The organism is Anaerobiospirillum sp. NML120449 (genome assembly GCF_023051105.1).
Lineage (GTDB): Bacteria > Pseudomonadota > Gammaproteobacteria > Enterobacterales > Succinivibrionaceae > Anaerobiospirillum.
In genome coordinates this window covers 1-18,905 of record NZ_JALKIL010000028.1, presented here as the reverse complement: position 1 = coordinate 18,905, position 18,905 = coordinate 1, and the positions used below count along the sequence as shown (strand labels likewise).

Here is an 18,905-nt window from a genome sequence, read left to right as displayed (position 1 = left end):
ACGTTTTCCTCCAGCTAACGAAGAATCAGCTCGCCACTTTCGGCATCACTGGTGTCAATCACAATCTCACCCCAGGCGCTGTTGGCACCGTCTTCAGGCTTGTCCTTAACCTCAGGCTCACTTTCCTGTGCCTTGCGCTCAGCCTCAGCTTTAGCTCTGGCATCAGCAGCGGCCTTTTTTTCAGCCTCAGCTCTGGCTTTTGCCTCTGCTGCCTTTGCCTCGGCATGAGCTTTGGCCTTGGCTTTGGCATCAGCCTCTGCAGCCTTTATCTTTGCCTCAGCCTCAGCCATTGCCTTGCTGTCGACTCCTGCCTTTTCCTTTAAGGCAGCCTTGTCATCCTTATTCTTTGCTGCAGCATCAGATGCGCCGGCCTTGCCCTCAGCTGCGCCGTCCTTGCCCTCAGCTGCGCCGGCCTTGCCATCCTCAGAGGCCTTTGCAGCTTCATCTGAAGAAGCCTTACCACCTGCTGCAGCATCGTCAGCAGCTGCCGGGGCAGCTGCGGCACCCTCAGCCGCTGCTTTTTCCCGGGCTGCACGTTCTTCTTCAGCCTTCTGGGCTGCAAGACGAGGAGGCAGAGGAATCTGGCCCTTGATTACACGATTAATGGACTCGTGATCAAGCTCAGGGTGTCTGCTCTGACTTTCTGCCTGATCCGCAGCGGTCAGATGGGCGGCAAAAGGCTCGCACTTGTCCTTGCCAAAGCCTCTGAGGCAGTCCTCGTAAAAGCCCTGTACCGGACGGTAGCTGTAGTGGAACTTGTCTGAGTTGACAGCTGCAATGGAGTTGGCCGCAGCAAAGAACAATATGGCAGTAATGGTGTAAGTGCGAATGTACTGATGACGTACCGAGATAAAAGCCAGTACTGGCATCAGAGCAAAAGGCATGATGGCTGAGATCTGCCAGAAATTGAGCACTACAGGACTGGCACCGGCGGCCACAATCACCGCAAACAGACAGCTGATGGTCATGCCACGGACAAAATGCAGTCGTTCCGAACTGGCAGAGGAGCGGAAACGGGTGATAACAAAGTAGTTACCGTAGGCTGAAAACAGCACAGAAGCCACACCAATAACTGAGGCAATGCCAATCCATCCCCAGGATAAAAACTCCCATATGCCCTCAGGTTCACCAAACTGCTCGTTGGTTGTAATGGCCTTGTTGGTAACCATCAGAGAGCCAAAGCGCAGCCAGTAGAGAATGCCCTTGAGTATTGGATAGACATGGGTAAAGCCATATCCAATGTAGCGATCGACAGCATAATCATCGCGGGGACTGAGCAGCGTTGGATTGACCATGATCTCCTGGACATATGGGACCATGGAGGCGCCAAAAATTGCAAAGCCCAGAATCAGACCTGTGTAGCTGACCTTGATATCCCTGCGCAGCCACATGAAAAAGCAGATAGCGGCAATCACTGTCCATGAGTAGTGCAGCTGCAGTATGAAACCAATGCCCAGAATCACAAACATGGAGCTCATGATACGGCCACCACCGCTGCTGACAGGATTGTTGCGCTCGACGCGCAGACGCACCAGCGCATTGAAGACAATGGCAGAACCAAAGTGAATATAGGCCGGGTTATAGAGCATGGTCATGTACATGTACCATGGGCTCAGAGCAAAAAGGAAAGTTCCCAGAACCACAATGACGCGGCCAAAGATCTGTGCCAGAGCATTGGCAAAGATAAACACCGCCAGCAGTCTGATAATCAGCTGCAGGGCTATGACAGATTCAATGCCGGCATAAATCTTCAGCGGAAATCCAATCAGCCATGATGAGAGCATGCCCGGTACATTACCCATAGAGCTCGCTTCGTTACCAAAAGGCAGATACTCGTCATTGAAGTAGGCATGAAAGCCCTTGAGAGCCATTTGCAGCTGATCGCCGCTGTATACCTGGTTGAGTTCATATACCAGTGACAGCGGTACAAAGACGATGGCAATAGCTAAGAGAGCCAGGTAGTCTCCAGGTCTGAGAAATTCTTTGTTCCTGTACATGGCCAGAAATATTCCTCTGTTTCAATTCTGCCAGGCATTGGCCGGGCAACTGGTTTGGCTCACAGCCGCTGCCATGAGAAAACCGCCTGCTGACAGGGCATCGATGCACCTTATGTCACAGCCGATGTCTTTCACACCCGCTGCGCATCACTGCCGGTGTGTATGACATCCACTGTCTGTCACAGCTGATGGGTTTCACACCCGCTGCGCATCACTGCCGGTGTGTATGACATCCACTGTCTGTCACAGCTGATGGGTTTCACACCTGCAGCGCCTCACAGGTACTGCCTGTCACATGTACTCTGTGTTATCTGCATCTAAAAGGGCTGTCAGCCAAGTTATGTGTGCACTCACTGTCAGAGGTGAATGCCGGTGAAATCTGCTGCCTTTTGTACCTGACAATACTTAGGGCAGGGCACACTGCCATGTGCCTGCTGTTATACACCCTGTTTTCCGGTCTGACCGGATCACCAGACGTAATTCGTTTTACTCCTTATGACAGAGGAACATCTGCATGGAGCCCTGGCATCAGGGACTCATATGCCAGTTACTGCAGAGACGGGAATCCCTGATATACAGTTGTAAAAGTTCCTGTCTGCAGGCCCTGATGAGGTCTTTTCCCTCCTGGCAGCGCCTGTGACTATTGTCCTTATGTTTACAGGCACCAGCAGCCTGGCCTGTATACTGGAGCCGCTATCTTTATAACGGCAAAGTATCAGCAGGCTGCAGCATCTGCCCCTTAATAGACAAAGCCCGAAAGCATGAGCCGCTCAGGCATATTACATCCTATGCTGCCGGTTCACTGGCCACAGCTTCCTGCTCAGCAGCTGGTGCTGCTTCAGGGGCCGCCATCTGAGCCCCACCGGCTGCCTCTGCAGCGGCATCTGCAGCAACGTCTGCAGCTGCTGGCGCTGCTGCCGGTGCGCCAGCATCAGGAGCCTGTGCTGCCGCTTCAGGAGCCCTTGCAGTAAGGCGCTGGCGGGCCTTTGCGTCATCACGGGTCATATAGAATGACATGTCCTTGATAGCCTCAAACAGCCAGGCATCACGACTGCGATCCCGGGCAGACTGATAGCGTTTGTTCTTGAAAACAAGCATACCTACTCTGTCAATAAGAACAATGCGATTGCTCTCAATAATGGCATTTTCCAGGTCAGAACCTGCCAGAACATACTTCCTTGGTATGGCATTGAAGAGATCCTGACCCACTGTGTAGTCAGAAGCATGATTGCGCACGCCAAAAACATGAGGCAACAGGGTGGCAGTAATATCGTAGGCCGAAGTCATTTCCTCAACCTTACCTGAGCCCTTGCCCGGCCATCTGATGATGAGCGGAACCTTTACCTGGGCATCAGTAAAGTTGCTGTCATGTCCCCAGTAATTGTCCCTGTTGTCATTAAACTCCTCACCATGATCAGAGGTGATGATGACAATGGTATTGTCAGCCCGGCCATGCTTTTCCAGCATGTCCAGTACTTTTCTTACGTTACCGTCAGCATAGTAGACCGCGTTGCGGTAACGGTTGAAAATAGGAGCCGGATCAGTGTTATTGTTCAGCTCCAGCTGATGTACTGCTCCCAGCACCGGCTGGAAAGGCTCAGGTGATCCATCCGGATAGTCATAGGAGTTGACACTGTCCAGATAAATAAAGGACAGGAACTTCCTTGAGCCGTCCAGACCGCCAAGGAAAGAGTCAAAGTCTTTCATGGCATCGAGATCGCGCTCTATGGCATTGCCGCCCTTTGAGCGTAGCCTCAGGTTTTCAACACCTGAAAATACTGTCTTGTTTAACTCGGATCTGATGAGACTGGATGAGCTGAATACTCCCAGATCGTAATTTCTGTCCCTGCCAGCTGTTATCAGAGCTGCCCGAATGCCTGATGACAAAGCCACCTCCCAGTATGAAGGAGGGATACCGTAGAACAGACCGAAAATTCCGCCCCGGGCAGCATTTGATGATGAATAATGATTCTGGAAGATCCATGCATCCTGGGCATATTTCCAGGTCTGAGGCATGTTCTTCCCGTTAAACACATCGTGGCGCAAAGTGGCAACGGTAAGAACGAGCACATTGTATGGCTCGCGTACGTTTTCAAAGTAGTAAAGCGGCTTTCTTGGGTAGTCAAACAGACCGGAGGAAATCGGTGCTGCCCTGGTAGCGTTGAGATCATCTCTGGTGATAACGCCCAGACGCAGCAGCAGAGAGTTCATGGTCAGAGGACTGTACAGAGGAATGCGGCTTTGCAGCTCGACCACTGGCAGAACCTGACGGGCCGATGAGTAGGCATGGACCAGATTGGCTACGGCATAGGAAAGCAGCGCCAGAGTGATAAACAGACGGCACTTGACCCCATGGTAGGCAAGGAGCATGGACAGGCCCAGCACCACAGCACTGTAAACCACGCAGACTATGGCCTGAACGTATATGGCAACCCAGGTCTCAGCTGAAAATGAAATGACCTCTCCTCCTGTATTAAAGAAGAGATCGAGCATGGCATAGTTGATATGAAAGCGGTAGACCTCATAGACACCGGCGTCGGCTGCAATGATGATGTGCAGCAGCGACAGCACTGCGGTAGCATAGCTGAACCGTATCCACCTTACCTGAGGGCGGGCCGCAAATACTGGCAGAATCAATACCAGGGAGGACAGGGCAAAATACAGAAAGAAATGGCCAAAGACAGCGGCACCAAATGCTGCAATCACAAAGCCCGGCACAATACCAGGAGCCGGAGCATAGGCAAGACCGAAATACAGAGCCAGCGGAAGATTGAGAATACCCAGCCACATAGCCAGGTAAAAATTCTTTTGAAACATACAAACTCTCCACTGACAAAGCCACGGAACTCTCCAGATGAGTCCTGTCTGACCGTCATTCAAACTGCCCATGACAGCCCAGGACCATTTAAGGCCCTCTTACGCTGCCCCCTGGCCCTCATCACAGCAGGGCCCTTCAGAAGAGTTTTAAGACAGCATGAACAGGCTCTTGCAGGCCTGAAGCTTTACCGCTCTCCCCTGAAATAATTTGTCCATAAAGCATGAGTCAAACTGTTTTGAAATCATCAGATGACAGCCCTGAAACTCTCAGACAACAGTCCTTAAATATTCTGGCAACAGCCCCGGAAAGCGGCCTGAAAAAACCGCAATGACAGCCATTATGGAACAGAGTGCACATATTATCATACGGCCTTGCCTTGTGCCCGGCTGCCCCTTTATATGCCCGTTAAAAAGCCCTTGCCTCACAGCCTGTCACAACTGCCGCCCCACAGCACACCACAAAGCCTGCACAGCCGGGAAACCAGGTACCTGCTTTACAAATCAGACAGCCACCTTGTGACCTGCAAGTGCAATACTCGTCTGCAGGCCCCAGCCTGGTGCATGCCACAGAGCGTGGCTGTGTACCAGCTTTCTGCAGGAGCCATGGACAAGCAACTGCACCGTGCTGTATGCCTGCTGCAGTCTGCATTGTGCTGCAGGCCGTGCCTGGTGCCGCAGGCCGTGCCTGGAGCCAGTACTCATTGCCAGGAGGTCCGAGGGGTGCATGTTATAATGCCGCCCAGCGGCAGCCGCCGTTAAATCATGGCTGCAAGGTAATGTCAGAGGGTTTTGTGCCTGTCTGATAACGGATCAAACGCTCTGCGGAGGACTCATGGAGCATAACAAGTCTGTCTGTATCTTACGTCTGTCAGCTCTGGGCGACTGTATTAATGCCTTTGGCATGATTGGCGCCATCAGGCAGACCTGGCCTGGCACCAGTCTTACCTGGGTAATAGACAGGCGTTTTGCCCCGCTCTTTTGTGATGAGCAGGAACATGATCTTGTGTCCATGCACCGCGTTGATTTCAAGGGCAATGTCCTGTCAGCGGCACTGCAGCTGCGCCGTGAGATGAAAGATGAGCTTGCAGGCATGGCAAAGAGCAGCTTCGATGTACTGCTCAATATGCAGACCTCCATCAAGTCATCGCTGTGCTCACTTGCCATTGCAGCTGACAGCCGCTATGGCTATGACAGTGAGCGCTCCCGTGAGGGCCAGAAGTTCTTTGTAAACCGTCAGGTTACCTCCCCTGAAAACCCTCATGTTCTGGCAGGATTCATGGCCTTTGCTCAGGCCTGCGGCCTTCCTGTAGCTGAGCCTTACTGGAACTTCAATCTCGATCCTTACATAGTAGACCGCGCCCGCTGCCTCGTTGCCCACGAAAAGGTCTTTGCTATCTGCCCATGCTCGGCCAATGCCAGCAAAAACTGGAATGTTGAGGGCTATGTGGCCATGGCCCGTCACTCCCTTGATCACGGCATGTGCCCGGTACTGCTTGGAGGTAATGCCCAGATAGAGCATGAGACCTGTGCGGCCATAGCCGCCCAGTGTCCTGAGGCAGTCAATCTGTGCGGTCGAACCACCCTGCGCGAACTGGCAGCCATGCTTTCCATAAGCCGCCTGGTGCTGGCACCTGACTCAGGCAGTATGCACCTTGCTTCAGCCCTTGGCACCCCGGTAATAGGTCTTTTTGCCCGCCATGACGATCACAGAGTAGGCCCATGGAACTTCATGGACCTTAACGTCTCCGTATATCACCGTCTGGCCCGTCAGGAGATCAAAAATGGAGAGATTCCATGGCGCTATCGTGTCCGTCAGGACGGAGCCATGGATCAGATCACCCTGGACATGGTGCAGGCCTCCTTTGAGCGCGCCATTGATGTCTACCGCATCTGACCGTCATAAGGCTGTTCAGCCCGCCCGTACGGGCATGGACTGAAAGGCCCCGGCCGGCCATATTGCACGGCATGGAGTGCCACAATGCAAGCTAAGCCTCCATGCCAGCTATGTCCTTTTGCTCCTGCTTTGCCCCTCTGGATTGCCCCTGATTTTGAGGCCCTTATGAATATTGCTGTTTTTCCTGGAACTTTTGACCCTGTAACTCTTGGTCATATGGACATTATCAGACGCGCCGCCCGACTGTTTGACAGGGTAATAGTCGCTGTTGCAGCCAGTCCGTCCAAAAAACCGCTGTTTTCTCTGGAAAAACGCGTCGAAATTATAGAAAAATGCACCAGTGAGCTCGAAAATGTCTCAGCCATGGGCTTTTCAGGCATGCTGGTAGACTTCCTGGCAGAGCATAAGGCTACAGTACTGATCCGTGGTGTTCGTACCGTGGCTGATTACGACTATGAAATGCAGCTTACCGGCATGTACCGCATTGCCGTACCTGATCTGGAAATTGTAATGCTGCCATCTAATGGCAACCTTTCATTCATCAGCTCAACACTGGTACGCGAAATCATCATCCACAAGGGCAATGCTCAGCCTTTTGTTCCTGAGCCGGTGGTCGAAGCCATCAAAGAATGTCTCTGATCTGACAACTGACAGCAGCGGCTGCAAATGCAGTCGCAGCCAGCACCGCATGGTCAGTGCCCTGGGGCACAGACACAAAAGCCGACCTCAGGGGTCGGCTTTTGTGTTTTAGTGCTGCGGTGCGTGGCGGCAGCCGGTTGTGCAGCCGCCGGGCAGCCGGTTGTGCAGCCGCCGGGCAGCCGGTTGTGCAGCCGCTAGGCTGCCAGTTGTGTGACGCCAGGGAAACCGGGGTGCAATGGCTCTGAGCGACTACTTCTGGCATTCAGGGCAGAAGAAGGTTGAGCGGTTCCCCTGAACAATGCGTTTGATTCGCCCACCACAGCAAGGACACTCCTCGTCACAGTGGCCATAGACCTTGAGGTTCTGCACGAAATAGCCCAGCTTGCCATCAGCACCTTCAAAGTCACGAATGGTGGTACCGCCACTGGCAATGGACTCAGTGAGAGTTTCCTTGATGTTTTTGACCAGATCTTCAGCTTCATCTCTGGTGATGGAACTGGCCCGACGGCGCGGATCGATATGGCAGGCAAAGAGCACTTCACATGCGTATATATTGCCAACACCTACTACTACAGCCGAGTTCATCAGAGCCTGTTTGATAGAGAGTTTGCGTCTGCTCAGATTATGGAGCAGTACCTCAGTAGTGAAGCTGTCTTCAAGTGGTTCAGGGCCAAGTTCAGTAAGAGCCTTGTACTGATAAGGGTCTTCATCAGGACCAATGTAAACCACCAGACCAAAACGGCGGGCATCGTTGTAGCGTACGCTGGTGCCGCTGTCGAGCATGATTTCAAAGTGATCGTGCAGTACGCGGTCGCTGCTGCTGTCGACAATACTCAGGTGACCGGTCATACCCAGATGAATAATGAATGAGCCTTTGTCGGTAAAGACGATGATGTACTTGCCTCGTCTTTGCAGACGCTCAATTCTTGCACCCACCAGCTTTTTAAGGTCCTGGCTCATAGGAACTCTCAAAGAGAGGCTGCCGATAAACATATCGGTAATGGTATGGCCCACAAGAACCTTTTCTACACCTCTTTTAGTGACCTCAACCTCTGGTAACTCAGGCATAAACTCCCCCGCCTACAGAACATAACCTGGGCCGCCATGCCGCTTATAAACACAGGATTAAAGCATGCCTGGCCTGAAAAAGGCCTCATTAAATCTGTTTACATACAGACAGGCCATAAATGCTAATAACATATCAAACCATGGCAAGATCAGATCCCTTTCTCATTCCAGCTGAAAATTAATAGCATCTGCCCCTTATTCTGGCCATCTCATAGATCCACCATGATGCATTTAAGTACTTTCTGATCCCAATACCTGAACACCACCCACCTGATCAGCCCCTCTGCCATGCCGACGCCATGACTGCATCATGAGTCTCCGCCTTACAGCATCCGGCAGTCGGCTCAACAACAGTCGTAATGTTCAACGCAAGAGCAGTAGCGATAGTCGGAGCGACAGGAGGGGCCACGGTCTTAGCAGCGGCTGGAACAATAGCCAGGCTGCAGTCGGAGCAGTGGCCGACGCAACGGGCTTTGGTACTGTCCAATGCTGCAGTTATGTTCTGTATGAATGTGACCGCATATGACAAGTATGTGCAGCTGTAGCCCCGATATCGCCCTGAAATCTCTGAACCTGCTGAGTTCATCCCGTCAAAATGCCCCAGAATTCTGCGCAACTGCGCATGGAACATCTGTTCACAAATGATACTCCTGCATACATTGACAGGCCTGTAAACCCTGCTGGCCTTAACTGCTCCCCGCCCTGCTCTCACTTGCCAGGCAAAAATAACTGCCCATGGTGTGCAGTGCTGTACAGTTTTTCAGCTGTATTTTTCCGTACTTTTACAGCCCTTTTCGTGCAGATCTGGTACCTGTTAAATGCAAACATTCTTATATATTTCGATGTATTTGAAGACAATAATCCCAAGCTAAAAACATCTAAATTAAAAATGTTTTGATTAAAAAAATAAAAAATACATGAAAGATCAGGTTCAGGTGTGAGACCGGCACTGGATCATAAAATGGCCTGCTTTCAAGGCTTGTTATCATAAAATGACGAATACAATGTCACTTTTAAATATATTATGTCGGTTTTTGGTGGCAAAATTTCTGACTTATAAATAATAAAACAAAGTTATTTTTAGTTTGGAAAAAATAAACAACGATAGATTCAAACTTTGCACAAGTTCACAATTTTGCAGATATTGCACGTGCTATTTTAATTACAGTTTTGTGTTTGGACAGCCTGAGAATGATCAAGGCTGTGTGTGTGTTTATTACCAGGCAGCCCTGTCAGAACAGCTGACAAGGAGCGCTCTGGACATCGCAATCGGAACTGCTGCGGCAGAGCCATTGCGATTTATTTATAGCGAGGAATGTAAACGTTGCCACACCTCACTACTGCATCAGCAAATTTAAGAAAAACTGCTCTGGCACTAGCTCTTGCAGCCTGCTCAGGATTAATGGCCTCACAGGTTGCTGCTGCCGATATTGCCGGCAGTCAGGACAACATTTTTCTGGCCTCAACCGAGCCTATGGCCACCTCATCAGCTGTAACCCATAACACTGATGGCGACCATGAACGTGTTGCTCCAGAGCTTAAGCTCAAGGACAGCAAGTTTGACTGGAAAATCTACGGTGAGATTGGTCTTGGCGGTTATATGAAAACCGGCGGCGAGTATGCCCACAAGTATGAGGCCAATAACTACGTGGAAGCCGGTCTGGAGCTCAAGTACGGCGGCTGGTACAGCCTGTGGTATGTAGCCGCAAACCCTGTTCAGACCAGAGATGGCGAGAGCTATGTACCAGGACATGGCTATGGTGGCTTTGAAATGGGCACCAACAGCCTGTATCTGGGCTATGAGTTCGATAATGGAACCAGGCTCCAGTACGGTGTTTTCGGCTCCTCACCTCTTGATGACGTGGCCTACTGGACTGACTTTACTCCTGAATTTGGCTATGGCCACCCTATCACTCCTGATCTGTTTAACTACGTTAAGGTAGAAAACCTCAAGGGCAAGTTCAAATGGTCCGTTGCTGCCTCTGATGCCGGCGACTTCAATGAAGAAGACGACGCTCTGATCCATACAGGCAAGCATGACAGCTCATCTGACAAATTTACCTATCCAACAGCTGTTATCAATGGCTATGCGCGTTATGACTGGGCTGATGGCTACGGTGTAATGTTCGGTTCTGAAGTGACTGACGGTACCGGCGCTTACTTTACCCTGGCTGCACTCATGGGTGACTACGGCCTGCGTGTCTGGCACCACACCGGTCGTGGCGGCAAGTCAGATATGTCCATGTTAGGCGATGAAACCGGTGTAATAGCCTCCATCAAGTATGAGATGTTCACCAAGTTCTGGCTGTCAGCCTCTTACACTCACTATGTAAGAAACTTCGATCAGATCCAGGGCGATCCTGATGGCGAATTTGGCGAGTACGACAGCACTACCTCCTCATTTGTAAACGGAGGCTTCTGGTGGGAGTACATGGGCGGCAGCATGGCCAGCGCCTTTGATATCAGAACTTACACCGGCGCCAGCAAGAACCGCCCTGAAGAAACCATGATCTTCCTAGAGCAGTTCATCTACTTCTAAACGTAAGTGCTCTATTTTTTTGACCTGGTCCGCGCTTTCATGTAAACGCTTACATTAGACGGCTGCAAAGCAGATTTTTATTTGAGACAGGGTTATTCTGCCCATGAATTTCATGGAGCTCCGTCATGTTCCTGAATGCCTGGACTGGTTAAAAACATTTACGCACTATATATTCTTGAAGAGCATTTACCAAACAGGGAGATTAAAGCTGATGAATTTAAGGAAATCCGTTCTTGCAATGGCAATACCGGCAGCACTGGCAATGGCCAGCAATGCTTTTGTCGGCACCGCACAGGCAGCAGTTCCGGATCAGACTGTCAGGCCACAGGCTCACAAGGTCATGGCTATGGGCAATTATGCAAATGTAATTGACCGTCGTGGTGTACCTGCTTTCATGCATGATTTTGACAGCGACGCTCATCAGCGCTTCAGCCCGCTGTTTGACATGGGCGCCTGGCACGGTCACCTGCTGCCTGTAGACAAGGCATCAGCAGGCGGCTTTCCTGGACCAGCCGTCCTTACTGAAGAATACATAAACTTCCTGGCCTCCAACCTCGATCAGCTCAAGGTATATGCCGATGGCAAGCTGGTTGATTTTGAATTCAGTGCCAGCTCATATCCAGGCGAGTTAAAGCAGAAGCTGGTCAACGTTCCTATGTCTCTGACCATCGACATGGAGCTGGTATTCGTAAACCCACGTACCTCTTTAATGAAGACCACTGTCCACAATCCAAAGGGTCTTAACCTCACTCTTTCCTGGAGCGGTGCCCTGATGGACAGATATGAAGGTGTCGACGGCAAGGACACCAGTGGTCTGACCGTAGCTCAGAAGTATCCTGAGCTGACCCGCAATATCGCTGGTAATGAATTAAACGGCGTTACCATACACCTCTCCAAAGTAAGACAGTCCGGCTCCCTTATGACCTCCGGCACCTCGACCTATGAGATCTGCCGCAGTGCTCCGGCCGGTGCTGCTGTTATTACCTCTGACGGTCTGAGCTACGAACAGGTAGCACGCGTCAAGGACACCCTTCTTACCTTCCACACCGCCTATTCCTACTTCCTTTCTGATGAAGACAGAAAGACCCATGAGCAGTTTGCCGACATCATGGCAAATGCTGATGCACGCATTGAGGCTGCCCGTGAGCGCTGGCAGGGCTACCTGATTAAGGGCCTTACTAATAATGAAGCCTCAGATCGTCAGGAAAGAGTAGCTGTAAAGGCCATTGAAACTCTTAACGGTAACTGGCGTGGTGCCGCAGGTGCCTTAAGCTACGACACCGTTACTCCTTCTGTTACTGCCCGCTGGTTCTCCGGCAATCAGACATGGCCATGGGACACCTGGAAGCAGGCCTTTGCCATGGCACACTTCAACACTGAAGTTGCCAAGAGCAATATCCGCGCAGTCTTTGAGCATCAGATCAAGGCTGATGACCCGGTACGTCCTCAGGATGAGGGCTTTATTCCTGATCTGGTAGCCTACAACTTCAGCCCTGAGCGTGGTGGTGACGGCTCCAACTGGAATGAGCGTAACACCAAGCCAAGCCTTGCTGCATGGGCTGTATGGGAAGTTTACAAGGTTGAGCAGGACCAGGCATGGCTTGAGGAAATGTATCCAAAGCTTGTTGCCTACCACAACTGGTGGCTGCGCAACCGTGACCACAACGGCAATGGTATTCCAGAGTACGGAGCAACTCTGGACAAGGCCCACAATGATGCCAACGGTGACATGATGTTTACTGTTACCTATCCGGGCATGGCCGAAGTCTCCACTCTCAAGTCAATTCTGACTGCAGAGATGTTAAGACAGCTGACTCAGGTTGCTGCAAGCCACGCTGATGATAATGACCGCCAGAACGCCAACAAGATTGTGGGCGCATTCAGCTCCTACTATCAGGACTTCAAGGAAACTGCCAGACGTAATCCAGGCATCTCCCGTCTGCTCAACAGCATTGGCAGCCAGGCTGCAGCTCCTGCTGAGGACGGTACCATTAGCCTGACTGTATACGGCATTGATGCCTACAATGTGGTTACTGCCATTGGCGGCTACAAGAATATCGATCTGCCAGCTCAGGTTGCTGCCTCATGGGAAAGTGGCCGTGACGATGCTGCAAACTTCGGCTTTATTGATGAAGAGCAGCTTGCTGCCTACATCGAGGCCGGTGGCAATCGCAATGACTGGACCGTCAAGTTTGCCCAGAACTTCGATGAAAAGGGACAGGCCCTTGGCTACTCCCTGATGCAGGAATCTGTAGATCAGGCTTCCTACATGTTCTCTGACAACAGGCTTCTGGCCGCGATGGCCACTGTGCTTGAGCGTTATGAGGACGCAAAGAAGTTTGATGCTCTGGCCGGCAATATCAAGGACTACATCAACAAGTGTATGTTCGACAAGGACAGCGGCTACTACTATGACATTGCCATCAATGATGAACCAATGGCCAACGGCTGTGCCGGTGAGCCTCTGGTCAAGCGCGGTATGGGCCCTGAGGGCTGGTCTCCATTATTCAATGGTGCAGCCGATCGCGAGCAGGCAGATGCCGTAGTCAAGGTGATGATGGATCCTGAGAAGTTCAACACCTTCGTTCCTCTTGGCACCGCCAGCCTTGATAACCCTGCATTCGGTCCTGACATCTACTGGCGCGGCCGTGTCTGGGTAGATCAGGTCTACTTTGGCCTTAAGGGTATGGAGCAGTATGGCTACCGTCAGGAGGCCCTCGAGCTTGCTGACCGCTTCTTCCAGAATGCCTATGGACTGACAGGCGATCGCCCAATTCAGGAAAATTACAACCCTCTCAACGGTGCTCCACAGGGTGCCCCTAACTTCTCCTGGTCCTCAGCTCTGCTGTACATGCTCTACTACGATTTCTTCCGCGACTCTCAGAGCTACCAGCAGGATGCTGAAGCCCAGGAACCACAGGTCTCCGCTGCTCCTGCAGCTGACGCTGCGGCCCCTGCCACAGCTGCAGCCGGCGTTGCAGCTGCTGTAAAGGCTGCCCCAGCCCCTGTTAAAGCCGCCCCAGCTGCTGCACCAGCCCCTGTTAAGGCAGCCCCAGCTGCTGCTCATGCACCGGTTAAGACTGCTCCAGCTGCCGCCCCAGCCCCTGTTAAGGCTGCTCCAGCTGCCGCTCCAGTCCCTGTAAAGGCTGCTCCAGCTGCCGCTCCTGTACCTGTTAAGGCTGCCCCAGCTGCTGCCCCAGCCCCTGTTAAGGCAGTCCCAGCTGCTGCTCATGCACCTGTTAAAGCCGCCCCAGCTGCTGCTCATGCACCAGTAAAGGCTGCTCCAGCTGCCGCTCCTGCACCAGCCCCAGTAAAGGCTGCCCCAGCCCCTGTTAAGGCAGTCCCAGCTGCTGCTCATGCACCAGTAAAGGCTGCCCCAGCTGCCGCTCCAGCCCCTGTTAAGTCTGCCCCAGCTGCTGCTCATGCACCAGTAAAGGCTGCTCCAGCTGCCGCTGCTGCACCAGCCCCAGTAAAGGCTGCTCCAGCTCCTGTAAGGGCCGCACCGGCTCAGGTTGCCACTCCAGCTGCACCTGCAGCCCAGGCTCCAGCCGCTGCACCAGCTCAGGCTAAATAAAAGTCAGGACCGAGGCAGCTTGCTGTTCGGACTATCTTGCTAATATTTTCTTCCCAATTAATTAAGGCAGCCTTCGGGCTGCCTTTTTGCTCTTAATAATCACGCTCAAGTATTCTCTCCCGGTTAAAGGTCTGTCAGCTGTTACCTGCTCCCCGCAGAGCCTCAACAGAGCCATTGGCTGGCCCCAGTCATGCCATAGCCGCTCGGGGGCATGCAGTCTCAGGTGGTGCGCAGCTGCGGAGCTTTCGGAGCTGGCGGCGCTGATGCCGGGACGCATTGTGAGTGCAAGGGCTTGAGCGGGTCGATTGTCTGTAGGCTTCCTTAACGGTAACATATTGATGATTATCTTAGGTAAAATAGTGCCATGCTAACAGGGGGTGATATGCCGCATGGCAGTTCCCAGGACGAATGACGGGGGGCATGTCCGTCGGATATTTGGCTTGCAGGCCGGGTTGCCATGACAGGTAGCTCGGCCGGTGACCGGATGACCGACATGCCTGGCATCCCTGACTGATGGCACGGACGCTGGCTGGATTGCCAGCAGGCCTGGTTGCCATGACAGGTAGCGCGGCTGGTGACCGGATGACCGACATGCCTGGCATCCCTGACTGATGGCACGGACGCTGGCTGGATTGCCAGCAGGCCGGGTTGCCATGACAGGTAGCGCGGCTGGTGACCGGATGCTCGGCAGGCGGGCGGCCCTGACTTGTAGCGGGACCGATGACCGGATAGCCGGCAAGCCAGTCCACAGACTGGTCACATGTCCGGTGGCTGGCAACTGGCAGGCCGGACCGACCTGACGGGAGGAAAGGCGGTGCCTCATGCACCCAATCGACAGTGACAGATCCCTGTCTAAGGCTGGAGGAAAAATATTTGACCGTTCAGGAAAGGGGTTTTAGATTTAGAGGCAAAGGTGGTTCGATGGCAGGAAGCGGACGCACAAAACCCCTGGGTCGGTATCCCTTCCCAGAGGTAATAGACGGTATCAGTACTTTGGTTCAGGCATAGTCAACCGGTCTGACAGCAGCTGCTGAAGACGTAGTCAACCATACCTGACAGGTAATAAAATGTTTTGGAAAGCGCCTGAACCCAAGAGACATCTAAGGTCTTGGAGGCAGCTGAATGTTCAGGGCTAAAGCCCTGTCCTCGAGCCTTTTAACCATGGCCTCCATAGCAACGCTCCTTGAGCGGGCATCTTCAGCTATCTGGAAAAACACATCATTCATGTGCTCTCGGCAGTCCTGAAGAAAACTGGACAGCCAGTTAATGCTGTTGACAGCAATCTTCCTGAGTTCTTCACGACTTTCTCCTGTTGCTTTCTGAGCGTTATGCCAGGCTACAGACACATGGTCGATCAAGAAGTTTATGCTGTATGAAAGATTTGATCCTGCCATGCCCCTGCTTCTCAGGCTGCTGTTGGTATTTGAAAGGAGATTTTGTTCACTTGTAAACTTTTTGAGAACACCAGGTTCGATGACCTCTTTAACAAGCTTTAAATCATACTCTCCTGAGCTGGTGTCACTTTCAAGATCATTGTGCATCAATGTACATATGTCTATCCCGTGACTGATTTTATTGTTTATATGACTTAAAAAGCTCTTGACGGAAATTGGGCGGTTGTTCGTGCCTTTGTCATATTCATCATCAGCTAACAGTCCGCACTCCTTTGCAAATTCATCAGCTTTAGCGTTTTCAGTTTCAGCGTCCGTGCCGCGTTCACCGGTCAGAGCCTTCTCAAGTTCACTGGACTTAATCCTCGCTATCTTGTTTGCATTTCTGGCTCTCTTAACAATCTCTATTATCTGGTTGGAGCGAACTGCCTGATTAATTTCTTCCTCTTCTGCTTCAGATAATGACTGTGTCTGATTATCCTGAGCCTGCCCGGATTGAGGTCCTGGCGCTCCCCCAGGGTCAGTTTCAGGCCCTGGCGACGTACCCTGGGCAGGGTCGGTGCCTGAATCAGGCTGACCACCTGAAGCCGCAGCAGAGGATTGTGCATGCTGCCTATACTCATCAGCAACGCTGTTAAACTCTTCTTCACAGTCATTTAAATCTGATTCATGACGATCTATTGAAGCGTAGATTTTGCGGAATTCCTGCTCATGAAACCTGTTTAGCCACTCCTTAAGGAGATCATGGGCTCTGTCATTGATCTTTTTGTAAATTTCTTCACCAGAGCCATTGGAGCTTCCAAGTTTTTTTATGGCTGACTGAGCAGTCTCATTAAAAAGTACCGGGATAAGTTTCACAAAGTCTATGCCTGGCATCATCTCAAGGAGGCGATTTTCATCGGGCATTGGCAGCACACCCTTGCTGTATGTAGTATCTTTTTCTTTGTTGTAGCCGATATTTCCTTTCATGATTTCATCATTCATGATAAGGGTAAGCAGCTGCAGGTAGCAAACAAATGACAGGTCTTTCAGGCCCTGATAAATGTCAAGTCCATTAGCTTTCAGAGTTTCAACAACTGTGCGGGTAGCGCAATCAAGCTCAGCACCTTTGACAGATACTGTCAGGTATCCATTCTTGCGCTGTAAAGCAATACCGCTCATAACCTGCTCAGTATCATTGTTATGAATAACCATGTCGACATTATTAATGCAATTATAAAAATACTCCTTGTGGTTGAGCAGATACACGCATGGTGATGCATAGTCATTGCCTTTGACGGTGCTTACCCACTTGCCTTTCTTAAGTGTGTACTGATCCCTCATAGTATCAATAACATCATAGATCAGGTCCAGAAGCTCGCACATAGGTCCTAAGCGCAGGGCCGCAGCCTCTTCACGACAGGCATCAGCTTTGACAAGGTCCTCGTCAGTGACGTTTTCGCCGTTCTTAAGGCTTCTTGACTCTTCAAGCAGATCCTGAACTTTCTGATCAATGGCAAAGAATGATCCGTACAGCGAAATAACAATTGTGCTTGCAATATTGCTGTTGCCGCCTTTCAGGTAGCTCTTAATCTTATTAATGCGCTCTTCTTTATCAAACTTATCGATAAACTTTTTGAGTCCCTTGGGATTGGCAGATTTAAAGAACTCACTGCGTCCATGGGCATGACACATGAAAAGCTCAATACCAAGCCTTGCTGACTCATAGACATAAGGCTGGTAGCCATCAGTAAGCATCTGCTTCAGGCACATGAGGTCTCCGCCATTGAGCACACTTTCCACATCAGTCCAGAACATGTGAGTTGATGTTTCAAGGCTGAAAACACTGCGTCCGAATGACAGTGTACAGGCAACAGCCGGAATCTCGGGCTCATTGCTTTTCCATACAATGCTATAAGGCTGAGAAGTATCAGTTATATGGGAAACATCGTCCTCAGACATGTTTGACCTGATTTCGTCGCTTACCTTGGAGCGCCCCTGAATTGACAGCACAGAGGTAGGGGTTTCATCAGTCGATGCCCTTGGAAGGAGTGACACAACTGCCCTGATAAGGCATTGAGCAAGTAATGAGGTAAACTGCTGATGCTTTCTGACAAGCCTGTTTACGTAATCCTGGCTTATGGAGAATTTCGCAGCTATTTCAGTGGCATAGCTGTTTATTGAACGCCTGCCATTGAAAACTCCATTGAGGATGTCATTAACAACCGCCATGCTCAGCAGGCCGTTTCCAGCAGCCGGGTAGTCCATACCCTTTTCAAACTTGAGATCAAATTCTTTTTTGACCTTGTCGAACAGAACAAGGATTGTGTTCTTGGCTACTGTATACCTTTGAATAAACAGAGCAAAATTAGTCAGGTAATTGGTGCATCCAAAAGAGGTCACCATATATAAACATGAGCCGTTCTCCTGGCGGCCAATAACGAACTCTTTTGGGCATAAATCCGACTTATGGTAGGAAAAAATAATGCTCCTGGTATCATCATCTCCATATGATTTAAAAAAATCGCCGTAATGATGAATGAGGGCATCAGGAAGAGAGATCGCAGGTAAGTCCCTTATTCGAGGCTTACTTCTTTGACTGGTTTTGCTTTTTTTCCCGGCCTTCTTTCTGGAAGATTTGTGTTTCTTATTGGCTTTACAGGCATTTACAAGTTTCTTTGCATCTTCTGAAAGCTCTTCCTCCTCGTTTTCAAGCTCAGTAGCAGCCTGATTCACATCATCTTCAAGGTCATCATTGGCCTTTCCCTGGGACTTTGCAGATTTGTTTAACTTCTCATCACCATGAGGAATGCCAACAGGATTACGTCCAGAGGAGTTTACAAGCTGATCCGGATTACCTTCAGAATCGGTTCTGACTGACTTGGTGAACTCAAATACATCCTGCTGATCATGGGTCTTATCGTACTGGGCGACCAGCTTGCCGACACTGGTGGCAAATCCGTTTCTGTGGTCTTTGAAGTCAAAATATTCCTTACGCAGGCCATGT

Annotated in this window: 8 protein-coding genes; 4 read left to right on the top strand and 4 right to left on the bottom strand. The window is 51.1% G+C overall.

The annotated features are described in order from the left end of the window. Window positions 1-14: 14 nt before the first annotated feature. Both MXE41_RS08710 and MXE41_RS08705 read right to left on the bottom strand, forming a co-directional pair. Window positions 15-1,997, bottom strand: coding sequence for a hypothetical protein (locus MXE41_RS08710; protein WP_247100220.1), 1,983 nt, complete (start codon window positions 1,995-1,997; stop codon window positions 15-17). Window positions 1,998-2,783: 786 nt separating this feature from the next. After that, the gene (locus MXE41_RS08705) at window positions 2,784-4,814 is read right to left on the bottom strand and encodes a sulfatase-like hydrolase/transferase (protein ID WP_247100219.1); all 2,031 of its coding nucleotides are present in this window, start codon (window positions 4,812-4,814) and stop codon (window positions 2,784-2,786) included. 832 nt (window positions 4,815-5,646) lie between these two features. On the opposite strand from MXE41_RS08705, the gene MXE41_RS08700 reads away from it, so the two are divergent. Continuing rightward, window positions 5,647-6,708: a glycosyltransferase family 9 protein gene (locus MXE41_RS08700; protein ID WP_247100218.1), complete on the top strand. Its 1,062-nt coding sequence runs from the start codon at window positions 5,647-5,649 to the stop codon at window positions 6,706-6,708. A gap of 165 nt (window positions 6,709-6,873) precedes the next feature. Beyond that, the gene (gene coaD / locus MXE41_RS08695) at window positions 6,874-7,347 is read left to right on the top strand and encodes a pantetheine-phosphate adenylyltransferase (protein ID WP_246976880.1); all 474 of its coding nucleotides are present in this window, start codon (window positions 6,874-6,876) and stop codon (window positions 7,345-7,347) included. 249 nt (window positions 7,348-7,596) lie between these two features. Here the strand turns inward: coaD and mutM are convergent, their stop codons facing one another. Continuing rightward, window positions 7,597-8,415, bottom strand: a complete 819-nt coding sequence (gene mutM, locus MXE41_RS08690; RefSeq protein WP_246976883.1) for a bifunctional DNA-formamidopyrimidine glycosylase/DNA-(apurinic or apyrimidinic site) lyase — start codon at window positions 8,413-8,415, stop codon at window positions 7,597-7,599. Window positions 8,416-9,817: 1,402 nt separating this feature from the next. Here mutM and MXE41_RS08685 point away from each other — a divergent pair. Both MXE41_RS08685 and ygjK read left to right on the top strand, forming a co-directional pair. Then, on the top strand, window positions 9,818-10,954 hold the full coding sequence (locus MXE41_RS08685; RefSeq protein ID WP_247100217.1) for a hypothetical protein: 1,137 nt from the start codon (window positions 9,818-9,820) through the stop codon (window positions 10,952-10,954). 211 nt (window positions 10,955-11,165) lie between these two features. Beyond that, on the top strand, window positions 11,166-14,528 hold the full coding sequence (gene ygjK, locus MXE41_RS08680) for an alpha-glucosidase (protein WP_247100216.1): 3,363 nt from the start codon (window positions 11,166-11,168) through the stop codon (window positions 14,526-14,528). 1,100 nt (window positions 14,529-15,628) lie between these two features. Here the strand turns inward: ygjK and MXE41_RS08675 are convergent. After that, the coding region (locus MXE41_RS08675; protein ID WP_247100215.1) for a transposase at window positions 15,629-18,905 on the bottom strand (3,277 nt) is incomplete at its 5' end.